At 64.9% G+C, this 26387-nt stretch carries 24 protein-coding genes; 16 read left to right on the top strand and 8 right to left on the bottom strand.

The window, feature by feature from the left end; all coding sequences use genetic code 11:
• Positions 1-69 precede the first annotated feature (69 nt).
• The 3 genes from GC1_RS13485 to GC1_RS13475 form a co-directional block, all read right to left on the bottom strand.
• Positions 70-519 carry a MarR family winged helix-turn-helix transcriptional regulator gene (locus GC1_RS13485; protein ID WP_019298300.1) on the bottom strand — a complete coding sequence of 150 codons (450 nt, stop codon included), beginning with the start codon at positions 517-519 and terminating at the stop codon, positions 70-72.
• A gap of 5 nt (positions 520-524) precedes the next feature.
• Positions 525-818: a putative quinol monooxygenase gene (locus GC1_RS13480; RefSeq protein WP_029205047.1), complete on the bottom strand. Its 294-nt coding sequence runs from the start codon at positions 816-818 to the stop codon at positions 525-527.
• A 66-nt stretch (positions 819-884) separates the two neighbouring features.
• A complete protein-coding gene (locus GC1_RS13475) occupies positions 885-2066 on the bottom strand; it encodes an NAD(P)/FAD-dependent oxidoreductase (protein WP_029205046.1) in 1182 nt (393 codons plus the stop codon).
• A 235-nt stretch (positions 2067-2301) separates the two neighbouring features.
• Here GC1_RS13475 and ftsW point away from each other — a divergent pair, with 235 nt between their 5' ends.
• The 15 genes from ftsW (at position 2302) to GC1_RS13405 (ending at position 19179) form a co-directional block, all read left to right on the top strand.
• Positions 2302-3468, top strand: a complete 1167-nt coding sequence (ftsW, locus tag GC1_RS13470; protein ID WP_029205045.1) for a putative lipid II flippase FtsW — start codon at positions 2302-2304, stop codon at positions 3466-3468.
• 25 nt (positions 3469-3493) lie between these two features.
• Positions 3494-4585 carry a UDP-N-acetylglucosamine--N-acetylmuramyl-(pentapeptide) pyrophosphoryl-undecaprenol N-acetylglucosamine transferase gene (locus GC1_RS13465; RefSeq protein ID WP_019298296.1) on the top strand — a complete coding sequence of 364 codons (1092 nt, stop codon included), beginning with the start codon at positions 3494-3496 and terminating at the stop codon, positions 4583-4585.
• Between the two features lie 5 nt (positions 4586-4590).
• Positions 4591-5988, top strand: coding sequence for a UDP-N-acetylmuramate--L-alanine ligase (gene murC / locus GC1_RS13460; RefSeq protein WP_019298295.1), 1398 nt, complete (start codon positions 4591-4593; stop codon positions 5986-5988).
• Positions 5989-5992: 4 nt separating this feature from the next.
• Positions 5993-6241, top strand: a complete 249-nt coding sequence (locus GC1_RS13455) for a DUF2484 family protein (protein WP_019298294.1) — start codon at positions 5993-5995, stop codon at positions 6239-6241.
• 128 nt (positions 6242-6369) lie between these two features.
• Positions 6370-6702: a hypothetical protein gene (locus tag GC1_RS22860; RefSeq protein ID WP_152614071.1), complete on the top strand. Its 333-nt coding sequence runs from the start codon at positions 6370-6372 to the stop codon at positions 6700-6702.
• The gene (gene murB, locus GC1_RS13450) at positions 6627-7568 is read left to right on the top strand and encodes a UDP-N-acetylmuramate dehydrogenase (RefSeq protein ID WP_019298293.1); all 942 of its coding nucleotides are present in this window, start codon (positions 6627-6629) and stop codon (positions 7566-7568) included. Before GC1_RS22860 ends, murB begins: the two co-directional genes overlap by 76 nt.
• Positions 7569-7896: 328 nt before the next feature.
• Positions 7897-8781, top strand: coding sequence for a D-alanine--D-alanine ligase (locus tag GC1_RS13445; RefSeq protein WP_237754614.1), 885 nt, complete (start codon positions 7897-7899; stop codon positions 8779-8781).
• Positions 8769-9665: a cell division protein FtsQ/DivIB gene (locus GC1_RS13440; protein ID WP_019298291.1), complete on the top strand. Its 897-nt coding sequence runs from the start codon at positions 8769-8771 to the stop codon at positions 9663-9665. The genes GC1_RS13445 and GC1_RS13440 overlap by 13 nt, the downstream gene beginning before the upstream one ends.
• 1 nt (position 9666) lies before the next feature.
• Positions 9667-11001 (top strand): cell division protein FtsA, encoded by a 1335-nt coding sequence (ftsA, locus tag GC1_RS13435; RefSeq protein WP_019298290.1) that lies wholly within the window; start codon positions 9667-9669, stop codon positions 10999-11001.
• Between the two features lie 386 nt (positions 11002-11387).
• Positions 11388-13109, top strand: coding sequence for a cell division protein FtsZ (ftsZ, locus tag GC1_RS13430; protein ID WP_029205043.1), 1722 nt, complete (start codon positions 11388-11390; stop codon positions 13107-13109).
• Between the two features lie 199 nt (positions 13110-13308).
• The gene (gene lpxC, locus GC1_RS13425) at positions 13309-14256 is read left to right on the top strand and encodes a UDP-3-O-acyl-N-acetylglucosamine deacetylase (protein WP_019298288.1); all 948 of its coding nucleotides are present in this window, start codon (positions 13309-13311) and stop codon (positions 14254-14256) included.
• A gap of 237 nt (positions 14257-14493) precedes the next feature.
• Complete coding sequence (locus GC1_RS13420) at positions 14494-15342, top strand: outer membrane protein assembly factor BamD (protein WP_019298287.1); 849 nt, start codon at positions 14494-14496, stop codon at positions 15340-15342.
• A gap of 27 nt (positions 15343-15369) precedes the next feature.
• On the top strand, positions 15370-17019 hold the full coding sequence (gene recN / locus GC1_RS13415; protein WP_019298286.1) for a DNA repair protein RecN: 1650 nt from the start codon (positions 15370-15372) through the stop codon (positions 17017-17019).
• Positions 17020-17108: 89 nt separating this feature from the next.
• The gene (locus tag GC1_RS13410) at positions 17109-18791 is read left to right on the top strand and encodes a chloride channel protein (RefSeq protein ID WP_019298285.1); all 1683 of its coding nucleotides are present in this window, start codon (positions 17109-17111) and stop codon (positions 18789-18791) included.
• Between the two features lie 196 nt (positions 18792-18987).
• Positions 18988-19179 (top strand): hypothetical protein, encoded by a 192-nt coding sequence (locus tag GC1_RS13405; RefSeq protein ID WP_019298284.1) that lies wholly within the window; start codon positions 18988-18990, stop codon positions 19177-19179.
• Positions 19180-19365: 186 nt separating this feature from the next.
• Here the strand turns inward: GC1_RS13405 and GC1_RS13400 are convergent, their stop codons facing one another.
• The 5 genes from GC1_RS13400 to GC1_RS13380 all read right to left on the bottom strand — a co-directional run bounded on the left by GC1_RS13400 (position 19366) and on the right by GC1_RS13380 (position 25994).
• On the bottom strand, positions 19366-19707 hold the full coding sequence (locus tag GC1_RS13400; RefSeq protein ID WP_019298283.1) for a DUF427 domain-containing protein: 342 nt from the start codon (positions 19705-19707) through the stop codon (positions 19366-19368).
• 62 nt (positions 19708-19769) lie between these two features.
• Positions 19770-21560 carry an aminopeptidase P family protein gene (locus GC1_RS13395; protein ID WP_019298282.1) on the bottom strand — a complete coding sequence of 597 codons (1791 nt, stop codon included), beginning with the start codon at positions 21558-21560 and terminating at the stop codon, positions 19770-19772.
• Positions 21561-21930: 370 nt separating this feature from the next.
• The gene (gene cobT / locus GC1_RS13390) at positions 21931-23808 is read right to left on the bottom strand and encodes a cobaltochelatase subunit CobT (protein ID WP_019298281.1); all 1878 of its coding nucleotides are present in this window, start codon (positions 23806-23808) and stop codon (positions 21931-21933) included.
• 166 nt (positions 23809-23974) lie between these two features.
• Complete coding sequence (cobS, locus tag GC1_RS13385) at positions 23975-24961, bottom strand: cobaltochelatase subunit CobS (RefSeq protein ID WP_019298280.1); 987 nt, start codon at positions 24959-24961, stop codon at positions 23975-23977.
• 409 nt (positions 24962-25370) lie between these two features.
• On the bottom strand, positions 25371-25994 hold the full coding sequence (locus GC1_RS13380) for a DnaJ domain-containing protein (RefSeq protein WP_019298279.1): 624 nt from the start codon (positions 25992-25994) through the stop codon (positions 25371-25373).
• 106 nt (positions 25995-26100) lie between these two features.
• Between GC1_RS13380 and GC1_RS13375 the strand changes: the two genes are divergently transcribed.
• The gene (locus GC1_RS13375; RefSeq protein ID WP_019298278.1) at positions 26101-26355 is read left to right on the top strand and encodes a BolA family protein; all 255 of its coding nucleotides are present in this window, start codon (positions 26101-26103) and stop codon (positions 26353-26355) included.
• Positions 26356-26387: the final 32 nt, after the last annotated feature.

The raw sequence follows: 26387 nt of genomic DNA, 5'->3' as shown, positions 1-26387 counted from the left end.
CCTGGCAGGTGAGGGCGGCGGGCTTCAGGCCCACCCAAGCGGAAAATCCCCAAACAGCAGGCCGGAGGCTCAATCCCCGGCGGCGGGCGGGTGGGCCATTTCCTCCGACAGAATCCTGAAATAGCCGGGCAGGGCATCTTGCAGCTGCTGCCGCCCTGCCGCTGTCAGCGCGGCTTCCTTGGACCTCTTGTCGGTCTGGCTGGCCGCAAGGCTGATCAGCCCGTCCTGCTGCAAGGATTGCAGGGTGCGTGTCATGACCGGTTTTGACACATCTATGCGGCTGGCGATCTCATTCGGTGCCAGCGACTGGCGTTCAGGTTCCCGGTCAATAACGATCAGCACCAGAAAGCGCAGCTGCGACAGGCCATGCGCGGCAAAATAGGCATCGAGCCTGCGGATCAGCAGGCTGGCGCGGCGCATCATCAAGAGCGCGCTGGTGATATGGGCAGGATCGGCGCCGTAGGTTTCGGCGTAAGTGGCGACCATCTGCTGCGATGGCAGTTCCTTGAGGAAGAACATGAGGGTCAGGCCAAGGCAGTCATCTTGTGGATTTCCACCGGCTTGGCCAGCCAGGCTTCGTATTTTGCGAAGACCGGGGTGATGTAATCCGCCGCGTAATGCGCTGCCAGGGCGTCGTCGCAGGCCCATTCTTCGTCAAGGTAAAAGCAAGTGCCATCGCGGCCTTCGAGCAAGCGGAACTTCAGGCAGCCGGCTTCAGCGCGGGTCGGCTCCAGAACATCCAGCAGGCTTTGCCGGACATCCTGCATGTGCTCGGGTTTCGGGGTGATCTTGGCGACGAGTTGAAAGGGGCTGGTCATCATAGGCTCCATTTATGTTATCATGGTAACTAAATGGGCGGTCCCGCGCCCAAAGTCAAGCCGGCTTCATCTGCCGGCGGCGATGGCAGTGCCCGCGGCATGGCCCGACGCCCAGGCCCATTGGAAGTTGTAGCCGCCGAGCCAGCCGGTCACATCCACTGCTTCGCCGATCGCATAAAGGCCGGGGACGGCTTTGGCTTCCATGGTCTTGGAGGACAGGCCATCGGTGCAGATGCCGCCCAAGGTGACTTCGGCGGTGCGGTAGCCCTCGGTGCCCGCGGGCAGCAGGCGCCAGCTTTGCAGCGCCTCGCAAAGGGCGGATAGCGCGGCGTCGGATTGGTCGGCGAGGCGGCCCTTGAGCTCCAGTTGCGGTTTTAGGAACTCCACCAGTTTGCCCGGCAGGTGGCGGGACAGCTCGGTGGTCAGGTCGCGGCGGCCCTCGGCCTGGCGCTGTTCGCGCAACAGGTCATAGAGCGGAGTTTCCGGGATCAGGTTCACGGTGATCTCCTCTCCCTCGCGCCAGTAGGAGGAGAGCTGCAGGACGGAAGGGCCGGAGAGGCCGCGGTGGGTGAACAGCAGGGCCTCGTCAAAGCTGGTGCGCGCATTGCTGAGGCGAGCGGAAAGGGAGACGCCGGCCAGCGGCTGGAAACGCCCGTCGGGGAAGGTGAAGGGCACCAGGCCAGCGCGGGTTTCGGTAACCTCCAGCCCGAACTGGCGGGCGAGATCATAGGCGAGGCCGGTGGCGCCCATCTTGGGGATCGACTTGCCGCCGGTGGCCAGCACCAGGTTTCGGCAGGTGACGGTATGGGGTTTGCCCTCGCGCAGGAGCTGGACACGGTAGCCGTCCGCGGTCTGCTCCACCGTCTCGACGGAAGTGTGAAGCCACAGGTCCGCGCCAGCCTGCGCCATCTCCTGCGTTAGCATGGCGATGATCTGTTTGGAGGAGCCGTCGCAGAACAGCTGGCCCAGGGTCTTCTCGTGCCAGGCGATGCCATGGCGGTCCACCAGTTCGATGAAATCCCACTGGGTATAGCGCGCCAGCGCTGACTTGCAGAAATGCGGGTTGGCGGAGAGGTAGTTCTTGGCCTCCGCATACATGTTGGTGAAGTTGCAGCGGCCGCCGCCGGAGATGCGGATCTTCTCGCCCGGCGCCTTGGCGTGGTCGATCACCAAAGTGCTGCCGCCGGCGTGGGCCGCGCACATCATGCCAGCCGCGCCGGCGCCGAGAATCAGGGTGTTTATCCGCATGGCGCGCATCCACCACGGAACCGGCAGCGGCGCAAGAGGCAGGCCGGCGGGCGCGGTCCGGCGGATTGGCGCTGGCGCGCGGGCAGCTTCCTGCCTGTCAAGATGGCCCGCCGTGCGGGCGGTGGATTCTTGCCGAACTGTGTTCTTTTTCTGGCGCCGCGGCTCACGTTTCGTTACAGTTTCTGTGAGACCCCGAAAAATGGGGCGGAACGAGGCATATAGTGGCGGTATTCCCATGACTGAGATGGTCTATGGCGCGGTTCCCGTGCAGGCTGGTGAGCCGATTCTTCCCAAGTGGTGGCGGACGCTGGATAAATGGACGATGTCCTGCATCCTGATGCTGTTCGTGATCGGACTGCTGCTGGGGCTTGCCGCCTCAGTGCCGCTGGCAGAAAGGAACGGGTTCAGCAATTTCCACTATGTGCAGCGGCAGGCGGTTTTCGGCCTGACGGCGCTGATGGCGATGCTGATGACCTCAGTGATGTCGCCGGTGCTGGTGCGGCGGCTGGCGGTGGTCGGCTTTGCCGTGGCCTTTGTGGCGCTGGCCTTCCTGCCCATCTTTGGCACCGATTTCGGCAAGGGCGCGGTGCGCTGGTACTCGCTTGGCTTTGCCTCGCTGCAGCCGTCGGAGTTCCTGAAGCCCGGTTTCATCGTGGTGGCCGCCTGGATGATCGCGGCCAGCCAGCAGATCAACGGCCCGCCGGGCACGCTGATGTCCTTCGCGCTGTGCATGATGGTGGTGATGATGCTGGTTCTGCAGCCCGATTTCGGCCAGGCGAGCCTGATCCTGTTCGGCTGGGGGGTGATGTATTTCGTGGCGGGCGCGCCGATGCTGCTGCTGGTCTGCATGGCCGCCGTGGTCGTGATGGGCGGCGTCTTTGCGTATAACAGCTCCGAACACTTCGCCCGCCGCATCGACGGCTTCTTGAACCCGGATGTCGATCCCACCACCCAGCTCGGCTATGCCACCAACGCAATCCGTGAAGGCGGGCTGTTCGGCGTCGGCGTCGGCGAGGGGCAGGTGAAATGGTCGCTGCCCGATGCCCATACCGACTTCATCGTCGCGGTCGCGGCAGAGGAATACGGGCTGGTGCTGGTGGCGGTGCTGATTGCGCTTTACGCCTCCATCGTGGTGCGGTCGCTGTTCCGGCTGATGCGCGAGCGCGATACTTTCATCCGCCTCGCGGGCACCGGCCTGGTGTGCATGTTCGGCGTTCAGGCGATGATCAACATGGGGGTTGCAGTGCGGCTCTTGCCCGCCAAAGGCATGACCTTGCCGTTTGTCAGCTATGGCGGATCTTCGCTGATTGCCACCGGGATCGCGGTGGGTATGCTCCTGGCCTTTACCCGGACGCGCCCGCAGGGCGGGATTGCCGATTACCTGAACGGCCGCGGCCGCTGACGAGATAGAAAAGAGACCAGCTGCGATGGCACAGAAAATGCTCTTGATGGCTGCCGGGGGAACCGGCGGCCATATGTTTCCTGCACAGGCGCTGGCCGAGATGATGCTGGCGCGCGGCTGGCGGGTGAAGCTGTCGACCGATGCGCGCGGCGCGCGCTACACCGCGTCCTTCCCCAGCGCGGTTGAAATCTCCCAGGTGTCCTCTGCCACCTTTGCCCGCGGCGGACTGCTGGCCAAGGCGCTGGTGGCGCCGAAGATTGCCGGCGGCGTGCTGTCGATGGCGATGCAGATGCGCAGTGACCGCCCCGATGCGGTGATCGGCTTTGGCGGCTACCCGTCAATCCCGGCGCTGGGCGCGGCAACGCTGCTGAAGCTGCCGCGGATGATCCATGAGCAGAACGGCGTGCTGGGCCGCGTCAACCAGATCTTTGCCACCCGCGTCGCGGGCGTCGCCTGCGGCACTTGGCCGACCACGCTGCCTGAAGGTGTCGCGCATGAGCATGTGGGCAACCCGGTGCGCAGCGCGGTGAAGGAGCGGGCAGGGGCCGGCTATATTCCGCCGGGCGATTACCCGATGTCGCTTTTGGTGATGGGCGGCAGTCAGGGCGCGCGCATCCTCTCTGACGTGGTGCCTGCTGCCGTCGCGGCGCTGCCGGAGGGCATCCGCCAGCACCTGCGCGTGTCGCATCAGGCGCGCGAGGAGGACCTGGAACGGGTCAATGCGTTTTATGCAGAGCACGGCATAAATGCCGATGTGCAGACCTTTTTCACCGATGTGCCCGCCCGCATGTCGGAGGCGCAGCTGGTGATCTCGCGCTCCGGCGCGTCTTCGGTCGCCGACATCTCGATTATCGGGCGGCCCTCAATCTTGATCCCCTTTGCCGCCGCCGCAGGCGACCATCAGAGCGCCAACGCCCGCGGGCTGGTTGATGCCAATGCTGCCGTGATGATTCCCGAAAGCGCCCTTGATATCCCGGTGCTGGCAGAGCATATGGGCGCGATTCTGAGTAACCCGCAGGCTGCCACCCAGATGGCAACCGCTGCACTGAGCGCCGGGGTTCCCGATGCCGCCGAACGTCTGGCGGCACTGGTGGAGCAACTGGCCGAGGAAGGATAAACGTTATGAACCCTGCAACCAAACTGCCTGGCGATGTCGGCCCGATCCATTTCGTGGGTATCGGAGGCATCGGCATGTCGGGCATCGCCGAGGTGCTCTTGAACCTCGGCTACATGGTGCAGGGCTCGGACCTGAAATCCTCCAAAATCACTCAGCGGCTGGAGAAGCTGGGCGCGCGCATCTTCGTGGGCCAGCAGGCAGAGAACCTGGAAGAGGCCGCGGTTGTGGTGATCTCCTCCGCGATCAAGCCAGGCAACCCGGAACTGGACGAGGCCCGCCTGCGCGGCCTGCCGGTGGTGCGCCGGGCCGACATGCTGGCGGAGTTGATGCGGCTCAAGTCCAACGTCGCCATTGCTGGCACCCACGGCAAGACCACCACCACCACGATGATGGCAGAGCTGATGGTGGCCGGCGGCTTTGACCCGACCATCGTCAACGGCGGCATCATTCACGCCTATGGCTCCAACGCGCGGATGGGGCAGGGCGAATGGATGGTGGTCGAGGCGGATGAGAGCGACGGCTCCTTCAACCGGCTGCCCGCAACCATTGCGGTCGTCACCAACATCGACCCTGAGCATATGGAGCATTGGGGCGACTTCGACACGCTGCGCGACGGCTTCCTGGAGTTTGTCTCCAACATCCCGTTCTACGGCGTTGCCGTCTGCTGCACCGACCACGCGGAGGTGCAGGCGCTGGTGGGCCGGATTTCCGACCGTCGCGTGGTGACTTATGGCTTCAATGCGCAAGCGGACGTGCGCGCCGTCAATCTGACCTACAAGGCGGGCGTTGCGCATTTCGACGTGGTGCTGCAGGCCGAGGACCGCGTGATCGAGGGCTGCACACTGCCGATGCCGGGGGATCACAATGTCTCCAACGCGCTGTCCGCGGTTGCCGTCGCCCGCCATCTGGGCATGAACAGCACCGAGATCCGCGAGGCGCTGGCAGCCTTTGGCGGGGTGAATCGCCGCTTCACCAAGGTGGGCGAAGTGAACGGCGTCACCATCATCGACGACTACGGCCACCACCCGGTGGAGATCGCCGCGGTGCTGAAAGCGGCGCGCCAGGCCAGCGAGGGCCGGGTGATCGCGGTGCACCAGCCGCACCGCTACTCGCGCCTGTCCAACCTGTTCGACGATTTCTGCGCCTGCTTCAATGAGGCTGACGTGGTGGCAATTGCCGAAGTGTTCTCTGCCGGAGAAGACCCGATCGAGGGCGCCAGCCGCGATGACCTGGTGGCAGGCCTGATCCGCCACGGCCACCGCCACGCCCGCGCCATCCTGAACGAGGAAGACCTGGAGCGCCTGGTGCGCGAGCAGGCGCGGCCCGGCGACATGGTTGTCTGCCTCGGCGCCGGCACCATCAGCACCTGGGCCAATGGCCTGCCGGAACGGCTGGGGCGCTAGGGGTATGACGCTGTCGCTGACCCTGGCCGCCGTCTGGGCGCTGGCTGCCAATGTGCTGGCGATGATCCCCAGCCGCGACAACCATTGGCGGCGCGCCTATGTGCTGATTGCGCTGGGCATTCCGCTGCTGGGCTATGTCACCTATGAGAACGGTCCCTGGTGGGGGCTGGTTGTTCTCTTGGCCGGGATGTCGGTGCTGCGCTGGCCGGTGCTGTATTTCGGGCGCTGGGTCAGGCGCACGCTGGGAATGTAAACCTCCGCAAAAAGGCTGCCGTTGGGGAAAGCTTAACCTTTTCTTCCGGATGGCCTGATAATCAGACGGGAATACCCAGTGTACCCTGTTTGACGCCAGCGCGTTTCCGCTGGCGGTGGAGGCCTCTTTTGGCTGCTGTTACTGTAATCTGGCTGCTGTTCGGTGCCGTATGGCTGGCGGCGTTTTATAATCTTGCCCGGGCCAGGCAGGCGGCTGCGGCCATTGTTGCCTCAGTAATCTGGCTTATGGTGCTGGTCCTGCTGGCTGGCCTGCTGTTGTTTGCGGCGGAGACTGGCCGCCAAACCGTGTTATCCCTTTATTTCATCGGCCACCTGGTCTACGGACTGTGCTCGCTTGCAGGATGGAATTTGGGACGGAAACGGCGATGGCGGCGCAAGGTGAAATCATTCTTCCGGCGGTGCGTGGCCGCCTTACCGGACAGAAACCGCTTGCGGAGCTGACCTGGCTGCGGGTCGGCGGACCGGCGGAGCATCTGTTTCAGCCCGCGGATATTGACGACCTGGCGGATTTCCTGCGCCAGCTGGAGCCGGGCGTGCCGGTGTTTCCGATGGGGGTCGGCTCCAACCTGATCGTGCGCGACGGCGGCATGCGGGCGGTGGTGATCCGGCTGGGCCGCGGCTTTAACAGCATCGAAACTGAGGGTGATACGGTGACCGCGGGCGCTGCAGCGCTGGACGCGCATGTGGCGAAGAAAGCCGCGGATGCGGGAACCGACCTCACCTTCCTGCGCACCATTCCCGGTTCCATCGGCGGTGCGGTGCGGATGAACGCGGGCTGCTACGGCAGCTACACCGCAGATGTGTTTGTGTCGGCCACCATCGTCACCCGCCAGGGCGAGGTCCGCGAGATCAGCGCGGAAGAGCTGGCTTTCCAATACCGCCAGACGGCGTTTCCAGAGGGGGCGGTGCTGGTCTCCGCCACCCTGCGCGGACCCAAGGGCGACCCGGAGGAGCTGCACGCCCGGATGGCGGCGCAATTGCAAAAGCGGGACGAAACCCAGCCGACAAGGGACCGTTCGGCCGGCTCCACCTTTCGCAATCCGGCGGGGTTCTCCTCTACTGGCCGCGCCGATGATGTGCATGACCTCAAGGCCTGGAAAGTGATCGACAACGCAGGCATGCGCGGCGCGCGGCGCGGCGGCGCGCAGATGAGCGAGAAGCATTCCAACTTCCTGATCAACACCGGTGGCGCAACTGCCGCAGATTTGGAAGGGCTGGGCGAAGATGTGCGGAAAAAGGTTTACGAAGATTCCGGCATCACGCTAGAGTGGGAAATCATGCGGATAGGTGATCCGCTTCCCGAATAACCGGAAATCTTGAGCGCCGGCAAAGGCTTCTGCAATGGCAGCTTGAGCAGGAACAGGGTCTGACACAGATCCGGGGAGCGGAAATCTTAACCGTGGTAAAGGCACTGTTAACACGCCGGTAAGATTTTGGGCGTTACGGTGCCGCTAAGGCGGCAAAGCACCGCCGGTTTCAGGGGCGCCGAGCCCCGCAATAATCAGCCGGGATCAGCCCGGCGCAAAATGATAAGGCGGGCCTGCAAGGGGTCCCAAGAAACAGGGGCAAAAAGCCCCGCGTATATTGAGGCGTTTTGTGGTGAGTAAGTCGAGCAGGGCACTCCCGAAAGTCGCGATGCTGATGGGCGGACCGTCAGCCGAACGCGAGGTATCGCTATCCAGCGGCCGTGAATGCGCGGCCGCGCTGCGCGGTGAGGGGTTCGAGGTTGTTGAGGTGGATGCGGGTGCTGACCTGCACGCGCGCCTGTTGGACATCAAACCGGATGTGGTGTTCAACGCGCTGCACGGGCGCTGGGGCGAGGATGGCTGCGTCCAGGGCGTGCTGGAATGGCTGCAGATCCCCTATACCCATTCCGGGGTGCTGGCCTCGGCGCTGGCAATGGACAAGCAGCGCTCCAAGGAGGTTTTCCGCACCGCCGGACTGCCGGTGGTTGATAGCGGCCTGTTTGCCAAGGATGACGTGAGCGCAGGCCACGTGATGGCGCCGCCCTATGTGGTGAAGCCCAACAACGAGGGCTCCAGCGTTGGCATTTATATCGTGCATGAGGCTGCCAACGGCCCGCCGCAGCTGTCGGAGGAAATGCCCGCCGAGGTGATGGTTGAGACTTATGCCCCGGGGCGCGAGCTGACCACCACGGTGGTGGGCGACCGGGCGCTGACCGTCACCGATATTTTGACCGACGGCTGGTATGACTATGACGCCAAGTACAAGCCCGGCGGCTCGCGCCACGTGCTGCCCGCCGATGTGCCGCAGGAAATCTTCGACCTGTGCCTGGAATACGCGCTGAAGGCGCATGAGGTGCTGGGCTGCCGCGGTGTCAGCCGCACCGATTTCCGCTGGGATGAGGCGCGCGGCGCCAGCGGCCTTGTGCTGCTTGAAACAAACACTCAGCCCGGCATGACGCCGACCTCGCTGGCGCCGGAACAGGCGGCCCACTGCGGCATGACCTTTGGCCAGCTCTGCGCCTGGATGGTGGAGGATGCCTCATGCAACCGCTGAAGGACCGGTTCCGGCGCAGCGGTGGTGAGGGACGGTGCGATCCGGCGCCGTCGCGGCTGAAATACCGTTTGCAGCGCTGGATGCTGACGCCGGGCATCCGCTTTGGCCTGCGTTTCGGGGTGCCGTTCTGCCTGGTGTTTGCGGCGGGCAGCGCCTATCTGGCGGACGAGGCCCGGCGCGATACGCTGGTGGGGCTCTATAATGATGCCCGTGCCGCGATCCAGGAACGGCCGGAGTTCATGGTCAAAGTGATGGCGGTGGATGGTGCCGGCGCCAGTGTGGCGCGCGACATCCGCGAAGTGGTGCCGCTGGACTTCCCGGTCAGCTCCTTCGATCTGGACCTGGAGCAGATCCGCGACGTGATCACCGGGCTGGACCCGGTCAAGACTGCCAGCGTCAGGATCCGCCCCGGCGGCATCCTGCAGGTTGACGTGGAGGAGCGCGAGCCGGCGCTGATCTGGCGCAGCCGCGAGGGGCTGGCGCTGCTGGACGAGCAGGGCATTCACGTGGCCGAGCTGGGCCGCCGCAGCCTGCACCCGGATCTGCCGCTGATCGCGGGCAAGGGGGCGGCCAAGCATGCGGCGCAGGCGCTGCGGCTGTTTGCGGCAGCAAAACCGCTGGGGCCGCGGCTGCGCGGACTGGTGCGTGTCGGCGAACGGCGCTGGGACGTGGTGCTGGACCGCAAGCAGCGCATCATGCTGCCCGCGCAGAACCCGGTCCGGGCGCTGGAGCGGGTGCTGGCGGTCAGTGAAGTACAGGATTTGCTGGAACGCGATGTGGCAGCGGTGGATATGCGTCTGGCTGGGCGTCCCACCGTGCGGATGACCGAAAACTCAGTGGAAAACTGGTGGCGGATCCGGCAGTTGAACGGGGGCGGGCAGTAACATGACAGATCTTTATCAATCGCAACGGGCGATGCGGCAGATGCGCCGCCAGGCGATGCAGCGCGGTGTGGTGGCCATTCTGGACGTGGGCAGTTCCAAGATCGCCTGCCTGGTTCTGCGCTTTGACGGCACCGGGCGGCTCAGCGAGGACGGCTCCATCGGCGCCCTGGCCGGGCAGTCGGGGTTCCGGGTGATCGGCGCCGCCACAACCCGTTCGCGCGGCGTGCAGTTCGGCGAGATCAACGCCATGCAGGAGACCGAGCGTGCGATCCGCACTGCGGTGCAGGCGGCGCAGAAGATGGCAGAGGTGCGGGTTGATCACGTGATCGCCTGTTTCTCCGGCGCCAATCCGCGCTCTTACGGGCTGGATGCCAGGCTGGATCTTGAGGGGCAGGTGGTCTCCGAGCATGAGGTGGCGCAGGTGCTGGCCTCCTGCGAGGTGCCGGAATACGGGGCGGGGCGCGAGGTGCTGCATGCGCAGCCCGTGAACTTCGCGCTCGACAACCGCTCCGGCCTGGGCGATCCGCGCGGCCAGATGGGGCAGACGCTGGCGGTCGACATGCACATGCTGACGGTGGACGCCATAGCGGTGCAGAACCTGGTGCGCTGCATCCAGCGCTGCGACCTGGAGCTGGCGGGGATCGCTTCCTCGGCTTATGCCTCCGGCTTCTCGGCGCTGGTCGAGGATGAGCAGGAGCTCGGCGCGGCCTGTATCGACATGGGCGGCGGCTCTACCTCGATCTCTGTCTTCATGAAGAAACACATGATCTATGCCGACGCGGTGCGTCTGGGCGGCGATCACATCACGAGCGACATTTCGATGGGGCTGGGCGTGCCGCTGGCCAATGCGGAGCGGATCAAGACTTTCAACGGCGGGGTGCATGCCACCGGCGCCGACGACCGGGAAATCATCGACATCGGCGGCGACACCGGCGACTGGGAGCACGACCGCCGCACCGTCAGCCGGGCAGAGCTGATCGGCATCATGCGCCCCCGAGTCGAGGAAATTCTGGAAGAGGTGCGGGCGCGGCTGGATGCAGCCGGGTTCGAATACCTGCCGAGCCAGCAGATCGTGCTGACCGGCGGCTCCAGCCAGATCATGGGGCTGGACGGGCTGGCAAGCCGCATTTTGGGCCAGCAGGTCCGCCTGGGCCGCCCGCTGCGCGTCCATGGCCTGCCGCAATCGGCAACCGGGCCGGGCTTTGCCTCTGCCGTCGGCCTGTGCCTGTTTGCCGCCCATCCGCAGGATGAATGGTGGGATTTCGAGATGCCCGCAGGCCGCCATCCGGCAGGCACCCTGGGCCGTGCCGTGCGCTGGTTCCGCGACAACTGGTAAAGCCGGGACGAAAGCCGCAAATCAATTCAGCCGGAACGGGCAAAGAGGGCGTGACAGCGCCCCAGTCACCCGTTAAGTTGTGCTTAACGTCCGCGGCAAACGCGGCGATTCAGCAGGCCGGGCAGTGGCCAGCCAAGTTTCGGAACCGACCTCCTCTGCAAAGCGATTTTGCGGCTGGAGAGGTTTTGTTGTGTGTGGCTTGTGCTCAATCCGCAATATCTGCTAGGGACGGCGAAATACCGCGATTTTTGCCTTAGAATGAGGCCTTATTTTGTGGTTCGTCGTGCTTTTTAGGATGACGAAACACCCTCTCCGCGGTAGATTATGGTGAATAGGACAGGAATAAGCCCTTTGCGGGAAGGGCAGGTAACACAGGCGGTATGAGCATGACGTTGAACCTTTCGATGCCCGGGAATGAAGAGTTGAAGCCGAAGATCACCGTGTTCGGTGTCGGCGGCGCTGGCGGCAATGCCGTCAACAACATGATCGCCAAGGAATTGGATGGCGTCGAATTCGTCGTGGCCAATACCGATGCGCAGGCGCTGCAGCAGAGCGCTGCCAAAAGCCGCGTGCAACTGGGTATCAAAGTCACCGAAGGTCTGGGCGCAGGCGCCCGCCCGCAGGTGGGCTCTGCCGCGGCTGAGGAGAGCATCGAGCAGATCGTCGATCATCTGGCGGGCGCGCATATGTGCTTCATTACCGCGGGCATGGGCGGCGGCACCGGCACCGGCGCCGCGCCGATCATCGCGCAGGCCGCGCGGGAACTGGGCGTTCTGACCGTTGGTGTTGTCACCAAGCCGTTCCAGTTCGAGGGCCTCAAGCGGATGCGCCAGGCCGAGGCCGGTGTTGAAAGCCTGCAGAAGGTGGTCGACACGCTGATCATCATCCCGAACCAGAACCTGTTCCGCCTTGCCAACGAGAAGACCACCTTCACCGAGGCGTTCTCGATGGCCGATGACGTGCTGTACCAGGGCGTCAAAGGCGTGACCGACCTGATGGTCCGCCCGGGCCTGATCAACCTCGACTTTGCCGACGTCCGCGCCGTGATGGACGAGATGGGCAAGGCGATGATGGGCACCGGCGAGGGCGAGGGCGAGGACCGCGCGGTCCAGGCCGCCGAGAAGGCGATCGCCAACCCGCTGCTGGACGAAATCAGCCTCAAAGGCGCCAAAGGCGTGCTGATCAACATCACCGGCTCGCACGACCTGACCCTGTTCGAACTGGACGAGGCCGCCAACCGCATCCGCGAGGAAGTGGACCCGGATGCCAACATCATCGTCGGTTCCACCCTGGATACCGGCATGGAAGGCAAGATGCGGGTCTCCGTCGTTGCCACCGGCATCGACGCAACCGACGTGAACACCGACATGCCGGTACCGCGCCGCCCGATGTCGGCGCCGCTGCGCCAGACCGTCAGCGTCGAGGAAAACCGCGCCGCGCCGCTGGAGCTGGAAACCCCGGTTCAGCAGCCCGCCGCCGCTGAGACCGCGCCTGAACCAGTGCAGGAAGCGCCTGCCGCCGCCGCTCTGGAAGAGCCGTCGCTGTTCGAAGAGCTGAACGTGCAGCAGGCTGCCGCTCAGGAGCAGGCAGAAGACGTGTTTGAAGAAGTTGAGCAGCTGGATGACGACGGCCTGCCGCCCCCCGCCTACCAGCCGCAGGTGCCGGAGTTCCGTCCGCAGGCAGATGTTGCAGAGGCTCCGCAAGCTGCCTTTGTCGCCCCCAAGGCGCCCGCGCCGGGCACCCCGTCGCCGCAAGCGCTGGAGCGTCTGCAGGCCGCCGCCCAGCGAGTGCAGCAGCCGCAGCAGCAACAGGCTCCGCAGGCCGTGCGTCCTGCAGCCCCTGCAGCCCAGGCGCCGCAGCAACAGCAGCAAACGCAGCAGCAGCAGCCGGAAGGGCAGCGCCGCTTTGGCCTGAATTCGCTGATCCACCGGATGACCGGCAGCAATGACGCCCCGGCCGCGAAACAGCAGCCGCAGGCGGTCCGCCAGCAACCCGCAATGCACGCGCACGCACCGGCAGCCCAGCCGCAGCAGGCACAGCAGCAGCAGGCGGATCCGGATCAGGAACGCATCGAAATCCCCGCTTTCCTGCGCCGCCAGGCAAACTGAAGCATCACATATCGCGCTTGAAAAGCCGCCTTCGGGCGGCTTTTTATTTTTGTATTTCAAGCTCTTGCGGTGATCTGAGCGGTGTTTTGCCGACCTGTTACATCCATGTTTCAATCCGTTACAAAGATTGAGTTGTGCGTTTTTAAGCAAAACCTTAACTCTCATCCGCAACACGGCCCCCGAGGCCGGAAACAGTGGAATGAGGCGCAACGTGCAGAATACGCTCAAAGCATCGGTGGCTTTCGAAGGGGTCGGCCTGCACTCCGGCAAACCCGCACGCATGGTTCTGATCCCGGCTCCGGCGGGGCACGGCATCGTGTTCAAGCGCACCGACATTGCATTGGGCAACACCGTGGTTCCGGCCCGCTGGGATCTGGTGGAGCGCAGCCCGCTCTGCACCCGGCTGGTCAATGGCTCCGGCGTCAGCGTTTCCACTGTTGAGCACATCATGGCGGCGCTCGCCGGCTGTGGTGTGCACAATGCCCTGATCGAAATCGACGGCCCGGAAGTGCCGATCGTGGATGGCTCCTCGGCCCCGTTTGTGCGCGGCATCATGCAGCACGGCGTGCAGCGCCTGGGCGCACCGATCATGGCTTATGAAATTCTGAAGCCGGTGACGGTGGAGAAGGATGGCGCCCGCGCCACCCTGCTGCCCAGCGATCGGCTGACCATCGAATTCCACATCGACTTTGCCGAGGCCGCCATCGGCCGCCAGAGCAAGGTTCTGGACATGCGCAATGGCAGCTTTGCGCGTGAGCTGTGCGACAGCCGCACCTTCTGCCGCCAGGCAGATGTTGAAACAATGCAGGCCAACGGCCTCGCTCTCGGCGGCAAGCCGGGCGAGAACGCCGTTGTGTTTGACGGGGAACGTGTCGAGAGCGGCGCAGGTCTGCGCCACTCGGACGAGCCTGTACGCCACAAGATGCTGGATGCACTGGGGGATCTGGCACTGGCTGGGGGGCCGATCTTGGGGCGCTACGTTGGCGAGCGCGCGGGGCACGCGCTGACCAACACTTTGCTGCGGGCCCTGTTTGCGCAGCCGGATGCGGTCCGGGCCGTCGCCTGCGATGCAGCGATGACCGCACGGCTGCCGGGGCAGGGGCTGATCTGGTCGGAAATCCCGGCCGAGCAGCGCCGCGTGGCATAAGGCAGAAGACCAAACTACGAGCGGACAGACTGGCCCGGGACGTGAGTGTCCCGGGTCTTTTCCTGTGCGGCGGCGCGGTACGGGGCGGGAACGGCAGGGCAGCCTTGACCATGGACGGCTTTCTCTGCCATGTGAGTGCGGAAGTGTCGAAAGGCGTTTTGCGCGCCATTTGAATATGCTAGAGACGGCATAACCGGGGCATACACCCGTAAGGCAATGACGGTGAGGTGAGGCACAATGAACGGCATCAGGGCAGGAGCCAAAACCCTCGGCGCAGTCCTTTTGATGGCGGCCCTTGCAGGCTGCGGCGGCGACGGCGGCGCGGTGAAGCGCGGCGAGTCGGTCGAAGCTTTCCCGCCGGATCAGATTTATGAGCGGGCGGAGTTCGAACTGGCCAACCGCCGTCCCAAGGATGCGGTTTATTACTTTTCCGAGATCGAGCGCCTGTACCCCTATTCCGAATGGGCCAAGCAATCAGTGATCATGCAGGCCTTCTCCTATCATCAGGTCAAGGATTACGAGAACAGCCGCGCCGCCGCGCAGCGGTTCATCGACTTCTACCCGGCGGATGAAGACGCGGCCTATGCCCAGTATCTGCTGGCGCTCAGCTATTATGACCAGATCGATGAAGTGGGCCGTGACCAGGGGCTGACCTTCCAGGCGCTGCAGGCGCTGCGCACCGTGATCGAGGTCTACCCTGACAGTGAATATGCCAATTCGGCGATCCTGAAATTCGACCTGGCCTTTGACCACCTGGCGGGCAAGGAGATGGAGATCGGCCGCTATTACCTGCGCCGCGGCCATTACTCCTCTGCGATCAACCGCTTCCGGGTGGTGGTGGAGGACTTCCAGACCACCAGCCACACGCCGGAAGCGCTGCACCGTCTGGTCGAGTCCTACCTGTCGCTGGGCCTGACCGCCGAGGCGCAGACTGCGGCGGCCATTCTGGGCCATAACTTCCAGTCCACCGATTGGTACGAGGACAGCTACAAACTGCTGTCCGCAAATGGGCTCAAGCCCAAGGACCGCGGCAACAACTGGCTGAGCCAGATTTACCGCCAGACGATCAAGGGTCGGTGGCTGTAACGGCCGCCGCGGCAATGGGGCGGGGCAATGCTGCGCGCGCTTGATATCCGGGATATCCTGATCATTGATCATCTGGAGCTGAACTTTCAGCCCGGATTGAATGTGCTGACCGGCGAGACCGGGGCAGGAAAATCGATCCTGCTCGACAGTCTCGGCTTTGTTCTGGGCTGGCGCGGCCGCGCCGAACTGGTGCGCCAGGGGGCAAGCCAGGGCGAGGTTCTGGCGGAGTTCGAGCTGGGCGAAGGCCATCCCGCACATGCCATTCTGGAAGAGGCCGGGCTGCCGGGCGGCAATGAGCTGATCCTGCGCCGGGTGAACACCGCCGAGGGGCGCAAGACTGCCTGGGTCAACGACCGCCGCTGCTCGGGCGAGGTGCTGCGGGCGTTGTCGGAGACATTGGTGGAACTGCACGGCCAGCATGACGACCGCGGTTTGCTGAACCCGCGCGGCCATATGGCGCTGCTGGACCAATACGCCGGGGTGCAGGCGCTTCTGGCCTCTGTGCGCAGCGCCTGGGGCGATGCTGCCAAGGCGCGCAAGACGGTGGCGGCCACCCGCGCCGCGCTGGAAGCGGTACGTGCCGAGGAAGAGTTCCTGCGCCACGCGGTGGGGGAGCTGGACAAGCTGGACCCGCAGCCGGGCGAGGATGAGGCGCTGGACACCCGCCGCCGCCAGATGCAGGCGGCAGAGCGTATCCGCGGCGACATTGCCCGCGCCCACGCGCTGCTGAGCGAGGGTGCTGAGGCGGCAATGGGCGAGGCGCAGCGCTGGCTGGAAGGCGTCGCGGGGCAGGAGGCCGAGGGCGGGCTGGATGAGCCGCTGGCGGCGCTCAGCCGCGCGATGATTGAACTCGGCGATGCCCAGGACGGGGTTGAGCGGGTGCTGGACAGCCTTGATTTCAACCCTGGTGAGCTGGAAGATTGCGAGGAGCGCCTGTTCGCGATCCGTGGCCTGGCGCGCAAGCACGACGTGCAGCCGGATGAGCTGGCAGGCTACGCAGAAACGCTGCGCAGCAAGCTGGCGGCATTGGACGCGGGCGATCAGGATCTGGCCGACCAGGAGGCAGCACTGAAGACCGCGGAGGCGGCCTATACCGAGGCCGCCAAGCAGCTGGGCGCAGTGCGCCGCCAAAGCGCTGCGGCGCTGGATAAGGCCGTGATGGCAGAACTGGCACCGCTCAAGATGGAACGCGCGGTGTTTGAGACCCGCATCACCACGGCAGAGCCGGGGCCGGAGGGCATGGACGCAGTGGCATTTACCGTGGCTACCAACCCCGGCGCGCCGGCAGGCCCGCTGAACAAGATTGCCTCCGGCGGCGAGCTGAGCCGGTTCCTGCTGGCGCTGAAGGTCTGCCTGCGCGGTGAGGATTCCAGCAAGACGCTGATTTTTGACGAGATCGACCGCGGCGTCGGCGGGGCAACGGCAGATGCCGTGGGCCGGCGCCTGCGCAGCTTGGCTGGCAGCGGCCAGGTGCTGGTGGTGACCCACTCGCCGCAGGTTGCGGCCCTTGGCGGCCATCACTGGCAGGTGCGCAAGCAGGTGGTCGACGGCATGACCCTGTCGCAGGTGGTGCCGCTGGCCGAGTCCGAGCGGGTGGATGAGCTTGCCCGGATGGTGTCCGGTGATACCATCACCGAGGAGGCCCGCGCTGCGGCCCGCGCGCTGCTGGCGGGATGACCCGCCAGCGCCATAGCCTGGGTGAGGGTTCTTTAACCGGACTGTGGCAGCTAGGGGCCACAGAAAACAAAAAGACCCGCTGACAGGTTATGGTGCAAGAAATCCGTTCGTCCCTTTCCGCAATTCTCCTGCAATGGCTGGCCGGCCTCAAGGACATCTGGCGGGTGCTGCGCCACCGCGGCCCGAGCCAGTTCCAGTTCTGGCTGATCGCGCTCCTGATCGGCATCGCCGCCGGTTTTGCCGCGCTGTTCTTCCGCAAGGGGATCGCGGCGCTGCAGGCCTGGGTCTATGGCGCGCCGGATGTCGACTACTTGCATTCCTACGCGCAGGATCTGCCCTGGTATGTGCTGGTCAGCATTGCTGCAGGCGGCGGGCTGGTGGTGGGGCTGATCCTCGACCGCTTCACTCCGGATGCCCGGGTGCGCTCTGTTGCCGATGTGATCGAAGGCGCGGCGCTGCATGACGGCCGGGTGGAGCACAAGGAGGGCCTGGCCTCGGCGCTGGCCTCCTTCATCACGCTCTCAACAGGCGGGTCCACGGGCCGGGAAGGGCCGGTGGTGCACCTGGCCGGGGTGATTTCCACTTGGGTCAGCAACCGGATCAACGCCGACGGCATCACCGGGCGCGACCTGTTGGGCTGTGCGGTGGCCGCGGGCGTCTCTGCCAGCTTCAACGCGCCGATTGCCGGCGCGCTGTTTGCGATGGAGGTGGTGCTGCGGCATTTCTCCGTCAACGCCTTTGCGCCGATCGTGGTGGCCTCGGTCGCGGGCACCGTAATCAACCGGCTGGAATACGGCGACGTGACCGAATTCACCCTCAACACGCCCGGTGCGCTGCAGTTCTATGTGGAGCTGCCCGCCTTCCTGATCCTCGGGCTGATCTGCGGCCTGGTGGCCGTCGCGCAGATGCGGGCAATCTTCTTTGCCGACAAGGTGGGCAATGCGGTGCAGAAACGCCTGATGCTGCCGCGCTGGCTGCGCCCTGCTGTGTCCGGCGCCATGCTGGGTGTGATTGCGGTCTGGTTCCCGCATATCATCGGCGTCGGCTATGAAACCACCGTGCTGGCGCTGACCGGGGGTTTGCTGCTGGGGCAGGCGGTGATCTTCACCGTGGTCAAGACCGCCGCCGTGGCCATCACCATGGGCGGGCGCATGGGCGGCGGGGTGTTCTCGCCCTCGCTTATGATCGGCGCGCTGACCGGGCTGGCCTTCGGCCTGATCGCCACCTCGGTGCTGCCGGATGTGTCTGGCACCCACACGCTCTACGCCTTTGCCGGCATGGGGGCAGTGGCGGCCGCGGTGCTGGGTGCGCCGATTTCAACCACCCTCATTGTGTTTGAACTCACCGGCGACTGGCAGATTGGCCTGGCGGTGATGGTGTCGGTTTCCATGTCCACCGCGCTGGCCTCGCGGCTGGTGGACCGGTCCTTCTTCCTGACCCAGCTGGAGCGCCGCGACATTCACTGCGCCGCCGGGCCGCAGGCCTATCTGCTGGCGCTGATCCGCGCAGGCGCGGTGATGCGGCCGATGGGCGATAGCCGCTGCGCCAGCCCGGAGGACTGCCAGGCGCTGGTGGAGGAGGGGCTGTGCATCCGCGCGGCTGCCTCGCTGGAGGCGGCGATGCCGGTTTTCGACCGGGCCGATGTGCCCTATCTGCCTGTGGTGATGGAAGAGGACGGCAAGGAGCAGGTCATCGGTGCGCTCTATCATGTGGACGCGCTGAAGGCCTACAACCGCGCCCTGGCCGCCACCGCCGCCGAGGAGCACAGGTAGGGCAGGCAGAGCAGTTGCAGCGGCGCCAGTGCAAACCCGTGCCGGTTTAGGGGAAACTTTCCGCGTTGCTCCCCGGATATGTGAGATTTTGGATACAGGTTAAGGATTAATTAATCTGCGCATTGCTCTGCATCAAAGTCTGACTCAACAATACGTGAATAAGTCGCAAAAACACTCACATCGGCAGGCAACCAAAATGCGAAACTTCGAAACTGGCCCGCAAGAGGCTGGTGCGAAACACAAGGCGGACGAGCGGGAAAACGAACGGGCAGCACTGGAAGCGGCAATCAACTACGCAATCCAATGTGCGCGCGAAACGGATATTCTCGGTGCAGGCGACTCTTTGGAGCAAGCCAGGCTGAACCTCAGCCGGGCCCTCCTGACCTGATCCCCTTAGATTGTGCCGGACGGCAGACAGCCGCTGTTTTGGACAGCGGCAGGGCTTTGCCGGCCTAAGAACCCCCAAGTGAAAACACCGGCGCCAAGGCACCGGTGCTTGTTTTTTTAACTTATTGCCGTCTGGCAGGACGGCCGCAGCTGCGCGAAACTCCCGCAGTGAAGCCGGGCGGGCGGTTCAGACCTGTTCCACCTTGACGGAGTCGCTCAGCACAAAGGCCAGGTGGCCCTTGATCTCTGCAACTTCATCCTTGGGGTCCTCATAGCTCCAAGCGGCGTTTTCGGTCACCGAGGACTTGTTGGCGATCGAGAAATAGCTGGCGTCACCCTTGTGCGGGCAGTGGGTGGTCTTGCTGGTGCGGTCCAGGAACGCCATCGCAATGTCTTCGCGCGGGAAATAGATGACCGGATCCAGATCGCCCTCCGACAGCTCCAGTGCATTGGAGGTTTCCCCCAATACGGCGCCGCCTGAGCGGACAGTCCAGGTGCCTTCGGCCTTGCGGATACGGATAGTGGTCATGCGTGTTTTCCCATTCTCTTCGGTCTTGTCGTCTTGTGTTCAGCCTATGTAACACTGCCGTGTCACAAGGGGGCGGTTGCGGCATCAAGCCACGCCTTTGCGGCGGGGCTGAGCTGCGGGCCGATTTTTGCCAGAACCTCCTGGTGGTAGCTGTCGAGCCAGTCTTTCTCGTCTGCTGTCAGCATGGAGGCATTCACCAGCCGCCGGTCAACCGGGGCAAAGGTGAGCGTGCGCCAGCACAGCATGTCGCGCTCTGCGTCGCTGGTGTCAAGGGCCGGGGCGGTTTCAACAACCAGAAGGTTCTCGATCCGGATGCCAAAGGCACTCTCGCGGTAGTATCCCGGCTCATTGGACAGGATCATGCCGGGCTCAAACGGCACATGGCTGGTGCGCGCCAGCCGCTGCGGGCCTTCATGCACACTCAAGTAAGCTCCGACGCCGTGGCCAAGCCCGTGGTTGAAGTCCTGGCCTGCCAGCCACAGCGGCATCCGGCCGATGCATTCGATGTCACGGCCCGCCAGCCCTTTAGGCCAGCGCAGGCGGGACATGGCGATCATGCCCTGCAGCACGCGGGTGTAGGCGGCGCGCTCCTCCTCGCCCGGGGTGCCGATGGCGATGGTGCGGGTGATGTCGGTGGTACCGTCCAGATACTGGCCGCCGCTGTCCATCACCAGCAGATGGCCGTCCTCCAGCCGAGTGTCGGTTTCTTCGGTCACACGGTAATGCATGACGGCGCCGTTCTCGCCGGTACCTGCGATGGTTTCAAAGCTGATGTCGCGCAGGGCCGGGTCCTCGCGGCGCAGGCTCTCCAGCTTCTTCACCACGTCGATTTCGGTGATGGTGCCGGGGGCTTGCGCATCCAGCCAGGCCAGCATCTCCACGATGGCGGCACCGTCACGCAGATGCGCTGCCGCGCTGCCCGCGATCTCGGCGGCGTTCTTGCGGGCCTTGGGCAGGGCGCAGGGGTCGCCTGCGGGCACCAGCCGTTCGCCCAGCTTGTCCGCCACGATCTGCGGCACGGTGCCGGAGTCGGCAGCGACTGACCCGTTGAGTGCTGCAGTGGCTTTGAGGAAGTCTTCCGGCGAATGCACGGTGACGGAGCTGTCAAAGTGGCCCTCAAGCCCGTCCAGCTTCTCCGCAGCCATGAACAGGTCCACCCGCGCGTCATCGTGCAGGATGGCAAAGCCATGCGCCACCGGGTTGCGGGCCACGTCGCTGCCGCGGATGTTCAACAGCCACATGATGCTGTCGGGCAGGGTGATGACCGCCGCCGCCTGGCCTGCCTCGCGCAGTCCCTTGGCCAGCCGCGCGCATTTGTCCGCCGCACTTTCGCCTGCGTAGTCCAGCGGGTGCGCGGCCACCGGGTTCATCGGCGGCGCGGGCTGGTCCGCCCAGATCCGGTCCACCAGGTTATCGCATTGAACCAGGGTGATGCCGCTGCCCTTCAGCTCCTTTTCCAGCGAGGTGATTTGTCCCGCAGCATGCAGCCAGGGATCAAAGCCCACCTTGCCGCCGCTGGGCAGCTGTTCCTTCAGCCAGTCCGCCAGCTGCACATCGGGCCAGGGCACTGGGGTATACTCCGCGGCGACCTGCCGTTTCACCTGGGTGCGGTAGCGGCCGTCGATGAAGACGCCGGCAATCTCCTGCAGCACCGCGCAAAAGCCTGCGGAGCCGGTGAAGCCGGTGAGCCAGGAAAGGCGCTCATCATGCGGCGCCACATATTCACCCTGATGGGCATCGGCGCGCGGCACCAGGAAACCGTCGAGACCTTCTGCCGCCAGTTCCTTGCGCAGGGCAGCCAGACGGGGCGGGCCCTGGTCCGGGCGGGCGGTCACGTCAAAGGTCTGATACATCGGCGTCTCTCCTGCTAATGGGGCGGGGCGGCAGCAGGGGAAACCCTGAGGGCCGCAGCAAAGAAAAGGCGCGGGGCTGAGCAGCCGCGCGCCCCTTCTTGTCCCAAATACCCCTGCGGCTGGCAAGGGCGGCGGCAGAGAGATTTGCCGGGACCTGACGGAACAAGCGGGAAGGCTTGAATCGGGGGAGGCTCCCGCCCGGCCTTGGCGCATCCAAGATGCGCTGCGGCCCGTTGGGCCACGCGCCGGATGCAGGGCATCCGGCGCCGCCGCGCGCGTCAGCGCGCGGCCATGCCCAAGGCTGAGGACGGCATCTGCAGATGCAGGCCAAAGGCGCGGGAGCGCGCCCTTGCCTTTGTCCGCTACAGGATCAGCTGGCCCGTTTGATGCCCATTACCCGGGCGCGGGCGCGCGGGTCGCTGTCGAACAGGGCGGCCAGCTGTTCGGTCATGGCGCCGGCCAGCTGCTCAACATCGGTGATCGTCACCGCACGCTCATAATAGCGGGTCACGTCATGGCCGATGCCAATCGCCAGCAGCTCCACCTGCTTGCGCTTCTCCACCATCGCAATCACATCGCGCAGGTGCTTCTCCAGATAGTTCGCCGGGTTCACTGACAGCGTCGAATCATCCACCGGCGCGCCGTCGGAGATCACCATCAGGATCTTGCGGGCCTCGCGCCGCGCCACCATCCGCCGGTGCGCCCATTCCAGCGCCTCGCCGTCGATGTTTTCCTTCAAGAGGCCCTCTTTCATCATCAGGCCCAGATTGGCGCGGGTGCGGCGCATCGGGGCGTCGGCGCCCTTGTAGATGATGTGGCGCAGGTCGTTCAGGCGGCCGGGCTGCTGCGGGCGGCCGTCGTTCAGCCAGGCCTCGCGCGCCATGCCGCCTTTCCAGGCGCGGGTGGTGAAGCCGAGGACTTCAACCTTCACGTTGCAGCGCTCCAGCGTGCGGGCCAGCACGTCGGCGCAGATCGCCGCGATGGAAATCGGGCGGCCGCGCATCGAGCCGGAGTTGTCGAGCAGCAGCGTCACCACAGTGTCGCGGAACTCGGTGTCCTTTTCGACCTTGAAGCTGAGCGGCGTGGTCGGGTTGGCAACCACCCGCGCCAGGCGGCCGGCATCCAGGATGCCTTCCTCGCGGTCAAACTCCCAGGAGCGGTTCTGCTGCGCCTGCAGGCGGCGCTGCAGCTTGTTCGCCAAACGGCTGACGGCGCCCTTCAGCGGCTCCAGCTGCTGGTCGAGATAGGCGCGCAGGCGCTCCAGCTCGGCAGGCTCGGCCAGTTCCTCGGCGTTGATTTCCTCATCATGGGCATCCAGGAACACCTTGTAGTCCGGGTCGGCGTCAGAGACCGGCGGCGGGGCAGGCGGCTCCAGCGGCGCCTCGCCATCGGGCATCTCGGTGTCCTCGGCCAGATCATCGTCGGCCATTTCGTCCATCGAGACCTGGGCTTGGCTCTCGTCCTGCTGCTGCTCCTGGCTCTGCTCAGGAGAGGCGTCGGCCTGCTCCTCCTCGCTATCGTCCTGGCCGGTGCTGTCCGGATCCTGCTGCTCCTCGGCGTTGTCCTCGGCCTCATCATTGGCCTCGTCGTCCAGCTCATCCGGGTCGTCGCCCAACTGGTCGCCATAGCCAAGGTCGGAGATTACCTGCCGTGCCAGCTTGGCAAAGGCGGCCTGGTCGGCAATGGTTTCGTCCAGGTTCTCCAGCGTGCCGCCGGCCTGGGATTCGATGAACCCGCGCCACAGCTCCATGATGTTGCCCGCGCCTTCGGGCAACTCGCGGCCGGTTGCTAGATGGCGCACCAGATAGCCCGCGGCGGCAGCCAGCGGCGCCTCGGAGGAGGACTTCATCTGGTCATAGCCGCGGCGGATCGACTCGTTGCGGATCTTGACGTCGATGTTCGACGCGGTGCCGGGCATATGCCGCGCGCCCATCGCCTCGCAGCGGGCGGTTTCCATCGCCTCATAGAGGTCGCGGGCCATTTCGCCCTGCGGCACATATTTGGCGTGGGTAGCGTCGTCGTGGAACTTGTGGCGCAGCGCCAGCGCATCCGCGGTGCCACGGGCCAGCAGCACCTCCTCGCGGGTCATCCGGCGGGAGACCTGCGGCAGCCGCATCGAGTCGCCCGACAGCCCCGAGGGGTCGACGGTATAGCTGACCGACAGTTCCGGGTCGTCGGCCATCACCTTGGTGGCTTCGGCCAGCGCCTTCTTGAACGGATCGGCTGGGTTGTCGTTCGGCTTTTTCATGGTCGCACCTTTTCCGCCAGTCAGCATCGCCCTTGCCTGATTGAAAGTCCAGCGAGTGTGCTGCGGAAAGGGCAGCGGCCGGCCCGGCGGGGTGGGCGAGAAGCGCCCGCCCCGTGGGGGGCGGGTCGGGCGCTGCCCGGCCTGCGGCCGGGCGGCATTTTACCAGTTAGCCCAGCGAAACGCTCGCGGCGCTCTCCGGCAGCTCCTCGTCAAAGCAGCGCTGGTAGAACTCGGCCACGGTCTGGCGCTCCAGCTCGTCGCATTTGTTCAGGAACGACAGGCGGAAGGCATAACCCACATTGCGGAAGATCTCGGCGTTCTGGGCCCAGTTGATCACCGTCCGCGGCGACATCACGGTCGACAGGTCGCCGTTCATGAAGGCTGTGCGGGTGAGGTCTGCAACGGTTACCATCTGGGAGATCTTCTTGCGGCCCTCGGCGGTGTTGTAATGCGGCGCCTTGGACAGGACGATGGCGCTTTCGGCGTCATGGCTCAGGTAGTTCAGGGTCGAGACCAGCGACCAGCGGTCCATCTGTGCCTGGTTGATCTGCTGGGTACCGTGATAGAGCCCGGTGGTATCGCCGAGGCCGACGGTGTTTGCGGTGGCAAACAGGCGGAAGAACGGGTTCGGAGTGATGATCTCGTTCTGGTCCAAGAGGGTCAGCTTGCCGTCATGCTCCAGCACCCGCTGGATCACAAACATCACGTCGGCGCGGCCCGCGTCGTATTCGTCGAACACGATCGCAACCGGGTTGCGCAGCGCCCAGGGCAGGATGCCCTCGTGGAACTCAGTCACCTGCTTGCCGTCGCGCAGCTTGATCGCGTCCTTGCCAATGAGGTCGATCCGGGAGATGTGGCTGTCCAGATTCACCCGCACGGAGGGCCAGTTCAGCCGCGCCGCAACCTGTTCGATATGGGTCGATTTACCGGTGCCGTGGTAGCCCTGGATCATCACCCGGCGGTTGTGGCTGAAGCCCGCCAGAATCGCCAGCGTGGTTTCCGGGTCGAACTTGTAGGTGTGGTCCATCGCCGGAACGCGCTCTGAGCTGTCGGCAAAGCCCTTGACCGTCATGTCAGTGTCGATCCCGAACACATCGCGCACCGAAATCGTTTCGGTCGGTTTCGCATCCATATCCACAAATCCGTCGGTCATCGCAGTCGGTCCTTATCCCTCTTCCCTGCTGTCAGGGGCCAATTCGCGGGATTGGTGCCTGATCTGGCCGCCAAGGGCAAGGGAAAGTCGCGCCGGAAGCCAGCTGAGCGTGCGATTGATCCGCAACTGGACGGGCCAGAGCGGGCCGGCCAGGCAGTTCAGCACTGCAGGGGAAATTCAAAGCGCCCCCAGCCGGGCAGCAGGGGGCGCGTTTTGCCGGTTATGTCGCGCTTTTGGGGGGACAGCTGCGCCCGGCATGCCCCTGCGTAACCGGTCAGGGCGGTATGCGTCAAAGAAATAAAATTTCTATCATAAACTTTCGGCAAAAGACCGCCCATCGCAACCTATGGCGCGGCAATGAAAAAAGGGCGGCTGCTGCCGCCCCGGTTTCCGGAAATCCGCCTCTGGCTCACTTGAAGCTGCGGCTGTCCTTGATCTGGTCCCAGGCCCAGCGGACCTCCTGCAGCTGTTCTTCCTGGCTGCGGTCGCCGCCGTTCATGTCGGGGTGCAGCACCTTGATCAGCTTCTTGTAGGCCTTGCGGATGTCGGCCTTGGACCAGTCGTCCTTGGCCTCCAGGATCTCGATGGCGCGGCGCTCGGTGGGTGGCAGGCGGCGGCCTGCCTTGGCGGCGCGGCCCGGGTTCTGCGTCGCATTGGCGCCCAGCACCTGATGCGGGTCCTCGATACCCAGCCGTGCCCAGGCGCGCGCCTCCGGGTCGCCCATCGGCTTGGTTTCGCGCTCCCACACCTTGTCCTTGGAGCGCTGCGCGTTCATCTCTGCCTCGGTGGTGCCTTCAAAGAAGTTCCACTGGTTGTTGTACTCGCGCACGTGCTCCTGGCAGAACCAGAAGAAGTCATCCAGCACATCCGGTGCTTTGGGCGCGCGGAACTTGCCGGCCTCCTCGCAGCCGTCCTTGTCGCACACGCGCTGGGACGTCTCGGAGGCGCCGGAGGCAGCGCGCCGCCCGCGCGGATTCTTCTTCTTGGCGGAGCGGACGGACATATCGAAGCCAAAGGGATCGGATTTGCTCATGGGGCGCACCTTCTAGACGCATCTGTTCGACTCGGAGGCAGCAGTTTAGTCTAAGGGGCGCCAGATTGAAGGGGGCGCAGGCAAAAAAGATGGGGATGAGCGGAAAATGAGCGTTCAGCAGGAAATGGAAGCGGCGCTGCAGGCGGCCTTTGCGCCCGACGCGCTGGAGGTGGTCAATGAGAGCCACAAACATGCAGGCCACGCAGGCGACGATGGCTCAGGCGAGAGCCATTTCGCTGTGCGGATCCGCGCAGAAGCCTTTCAGGGCATGAACCGGGTGCAGCAGCACCGCGCAGTGCATAAGGCGCTGGGCGGCATCGTGCCGCGCATTCACGCGCTGGCGCTGGACATCGGCGCCTGAGACCAAAGAGCGGCGGGCAATCTGCCCGCCCT

Source organism: Leisingera sp. ANG1 (assembly GCF_000203975.2).
Taxonomy (GTDB): Bacteria; Pseudomonadota; Alphaproteobacteria; order Rhodobacterales; family Rhodobacteraceae; genus Leisingera.
This window is presented reverse-complemented; position numbering and strand designations above follow the sequence as displayed.

Coding starts and splice junctions, on each gene's coding strand:
- recN (WP_019298286.1), top strand. CDS start 15,370: ATGCTGCGCGCGCTTGATATCCGGGATATCCTGATCATTGATCATCTG.
- GC1_RS13485 (WP_019298300.1), bottom strand. CDS start 519: ATGTTCTTCCTCAAGGAACTGCCATCGCAGCAGATGGTCGCCACTTAC.
- GC1_RS13480 (WP_029205047.1), bottom strand. CDS start 818: ATGACCAGCCCCTTTCAACTCGTCGCCAAGATCACCCCGAAACCCGAG.
- GC1_RS13440 (WP_019298291.1), top strand. CDS start 8,769: ATGCAACCGCTGAAGGACCGGTTCCGGCGCAGCGGTGGTGAGGGACGG.
- GC1_RS13405 (WP_019298284.1), top strand. CDS start 18,988: ATGCGAAACTTCGAAACTGGCCCGCAAGAGGCTGGTGCGAAACACAAG.
- GC1_RS13455 (WP_019298294.1), top strand. CDS start 5,993: ATGACGCTGTCGCTGACCCTGGCCGCCGTCTGGGCGCTGGCTGCCAAT.
- cobT (WP_019298281.1), bottom strand. CDS start 23,808: ATGAAAAAGCCGAACGACAACCCAGCCGATCCGTTCAAGAAGGCGCTG.
- lpxC (WP_019298288.1), top strand. CDS start 13,309: ATGAGGCGCAACGTGCAGAATACGCTCAAAGCATCGGTGGCTTTCGAA.
- GC1_RS13400 (WP_019298283.1), bottom strand. CDS start 19,707: ATGACCACTATCCGTATCCGCAAGGCCGAAGGCACCTGGACTGTCCGC.
- ftsW (WP_029205045.1), top strand. CDS start 2,302: ATGACTGAGATGGTCTATGGCGCGGTTCCCGTGCAGGCTGGTGAGCCG.
- GC1_RS13395 (WP_019298282.1), bottom strand. CDS start 21,560: ATGTATCAGACCTTTGACGTGACCGCCCGCCCGGACCAGGGCCCGCCC.
- GC1_RS13465 (WP_019298296.1), top strand. CDS start 3,494: ATGGCACAGAAAATGCTCTTGATGGCTGCCGGGGGAACCGGCGGCCAT.
- GC1_RS13420 (WP_019298287.1), top strand. CDS start 14,494: ATGAACGGCATCAGGGCAGGAGCCAAAACCCTCGGCGCAGTCCTTTTG.
- GC1_RS13475 (WP_029205046.1), bottom strand. CDS start 2,066: ATGCGGATAAACACCCTGATTCTCGGCGCCGGCGCGGCTGGCATGATG.
- cobS (WP_019298280.1), bottom strand. CDS start 24,961: ATGACCGACGGATTTGTGGATATGGATGCGAAACCGACCGAAACGATT.
- ftsA (WP_019298290.1), top strand. CDS start 9,667: ATGACAGATCTTTATCAATCGCAACGGGCGATGCGGCAGATGCGCCGC.
- GC1_RS13375 (WP_019298278.1), top strand. CDS start 26,101: ATGAGCGTTCAGCAGGAAATGGAAGCGGCGCTGCAGGCGGCCTTTGCG.
- GC1_RS13380 (WP_019298279.1), bottom strand. CDS start 25,994: ATGAGCAAATCCGATCCCTTTGGCTTCGATATGTCCGTCCGCTCCGCC.
- ftsZ (WP_029205043.1), top strand. CDS start 11,388: ATGACGTTGAACCTTTCGATGCCCGGGAATGAAGAGTTGAAGCCGAAG.
- GC1_RS13410 (WP_019298285.1), top strand. CDS start 17,109: ATGGTGCAAGAAATCCGTTCGTCCCTTTCCGCAATTCTCCTGCAATGG.
- murC (WP_019298295.1), top strand. CDS start 4,591: ATGAACCCTGCAACCAAACTGCCTGGCGATGTCGGCCCGATCCATTTC.
- murB (WP_019298293.1), top strand. CDS start 6,627: ATGGCGGCGCAAGGTGAAATCATTCTTCCGGCGGTGCGTGGCCGCCTT.
- GC1_RS13445 (WP_237754614.1), top strand. CDS start 7,897: ATGCTGATGGGCGGACCGTCAGCCGAACGCGAGGTATCGCTATCCAGC.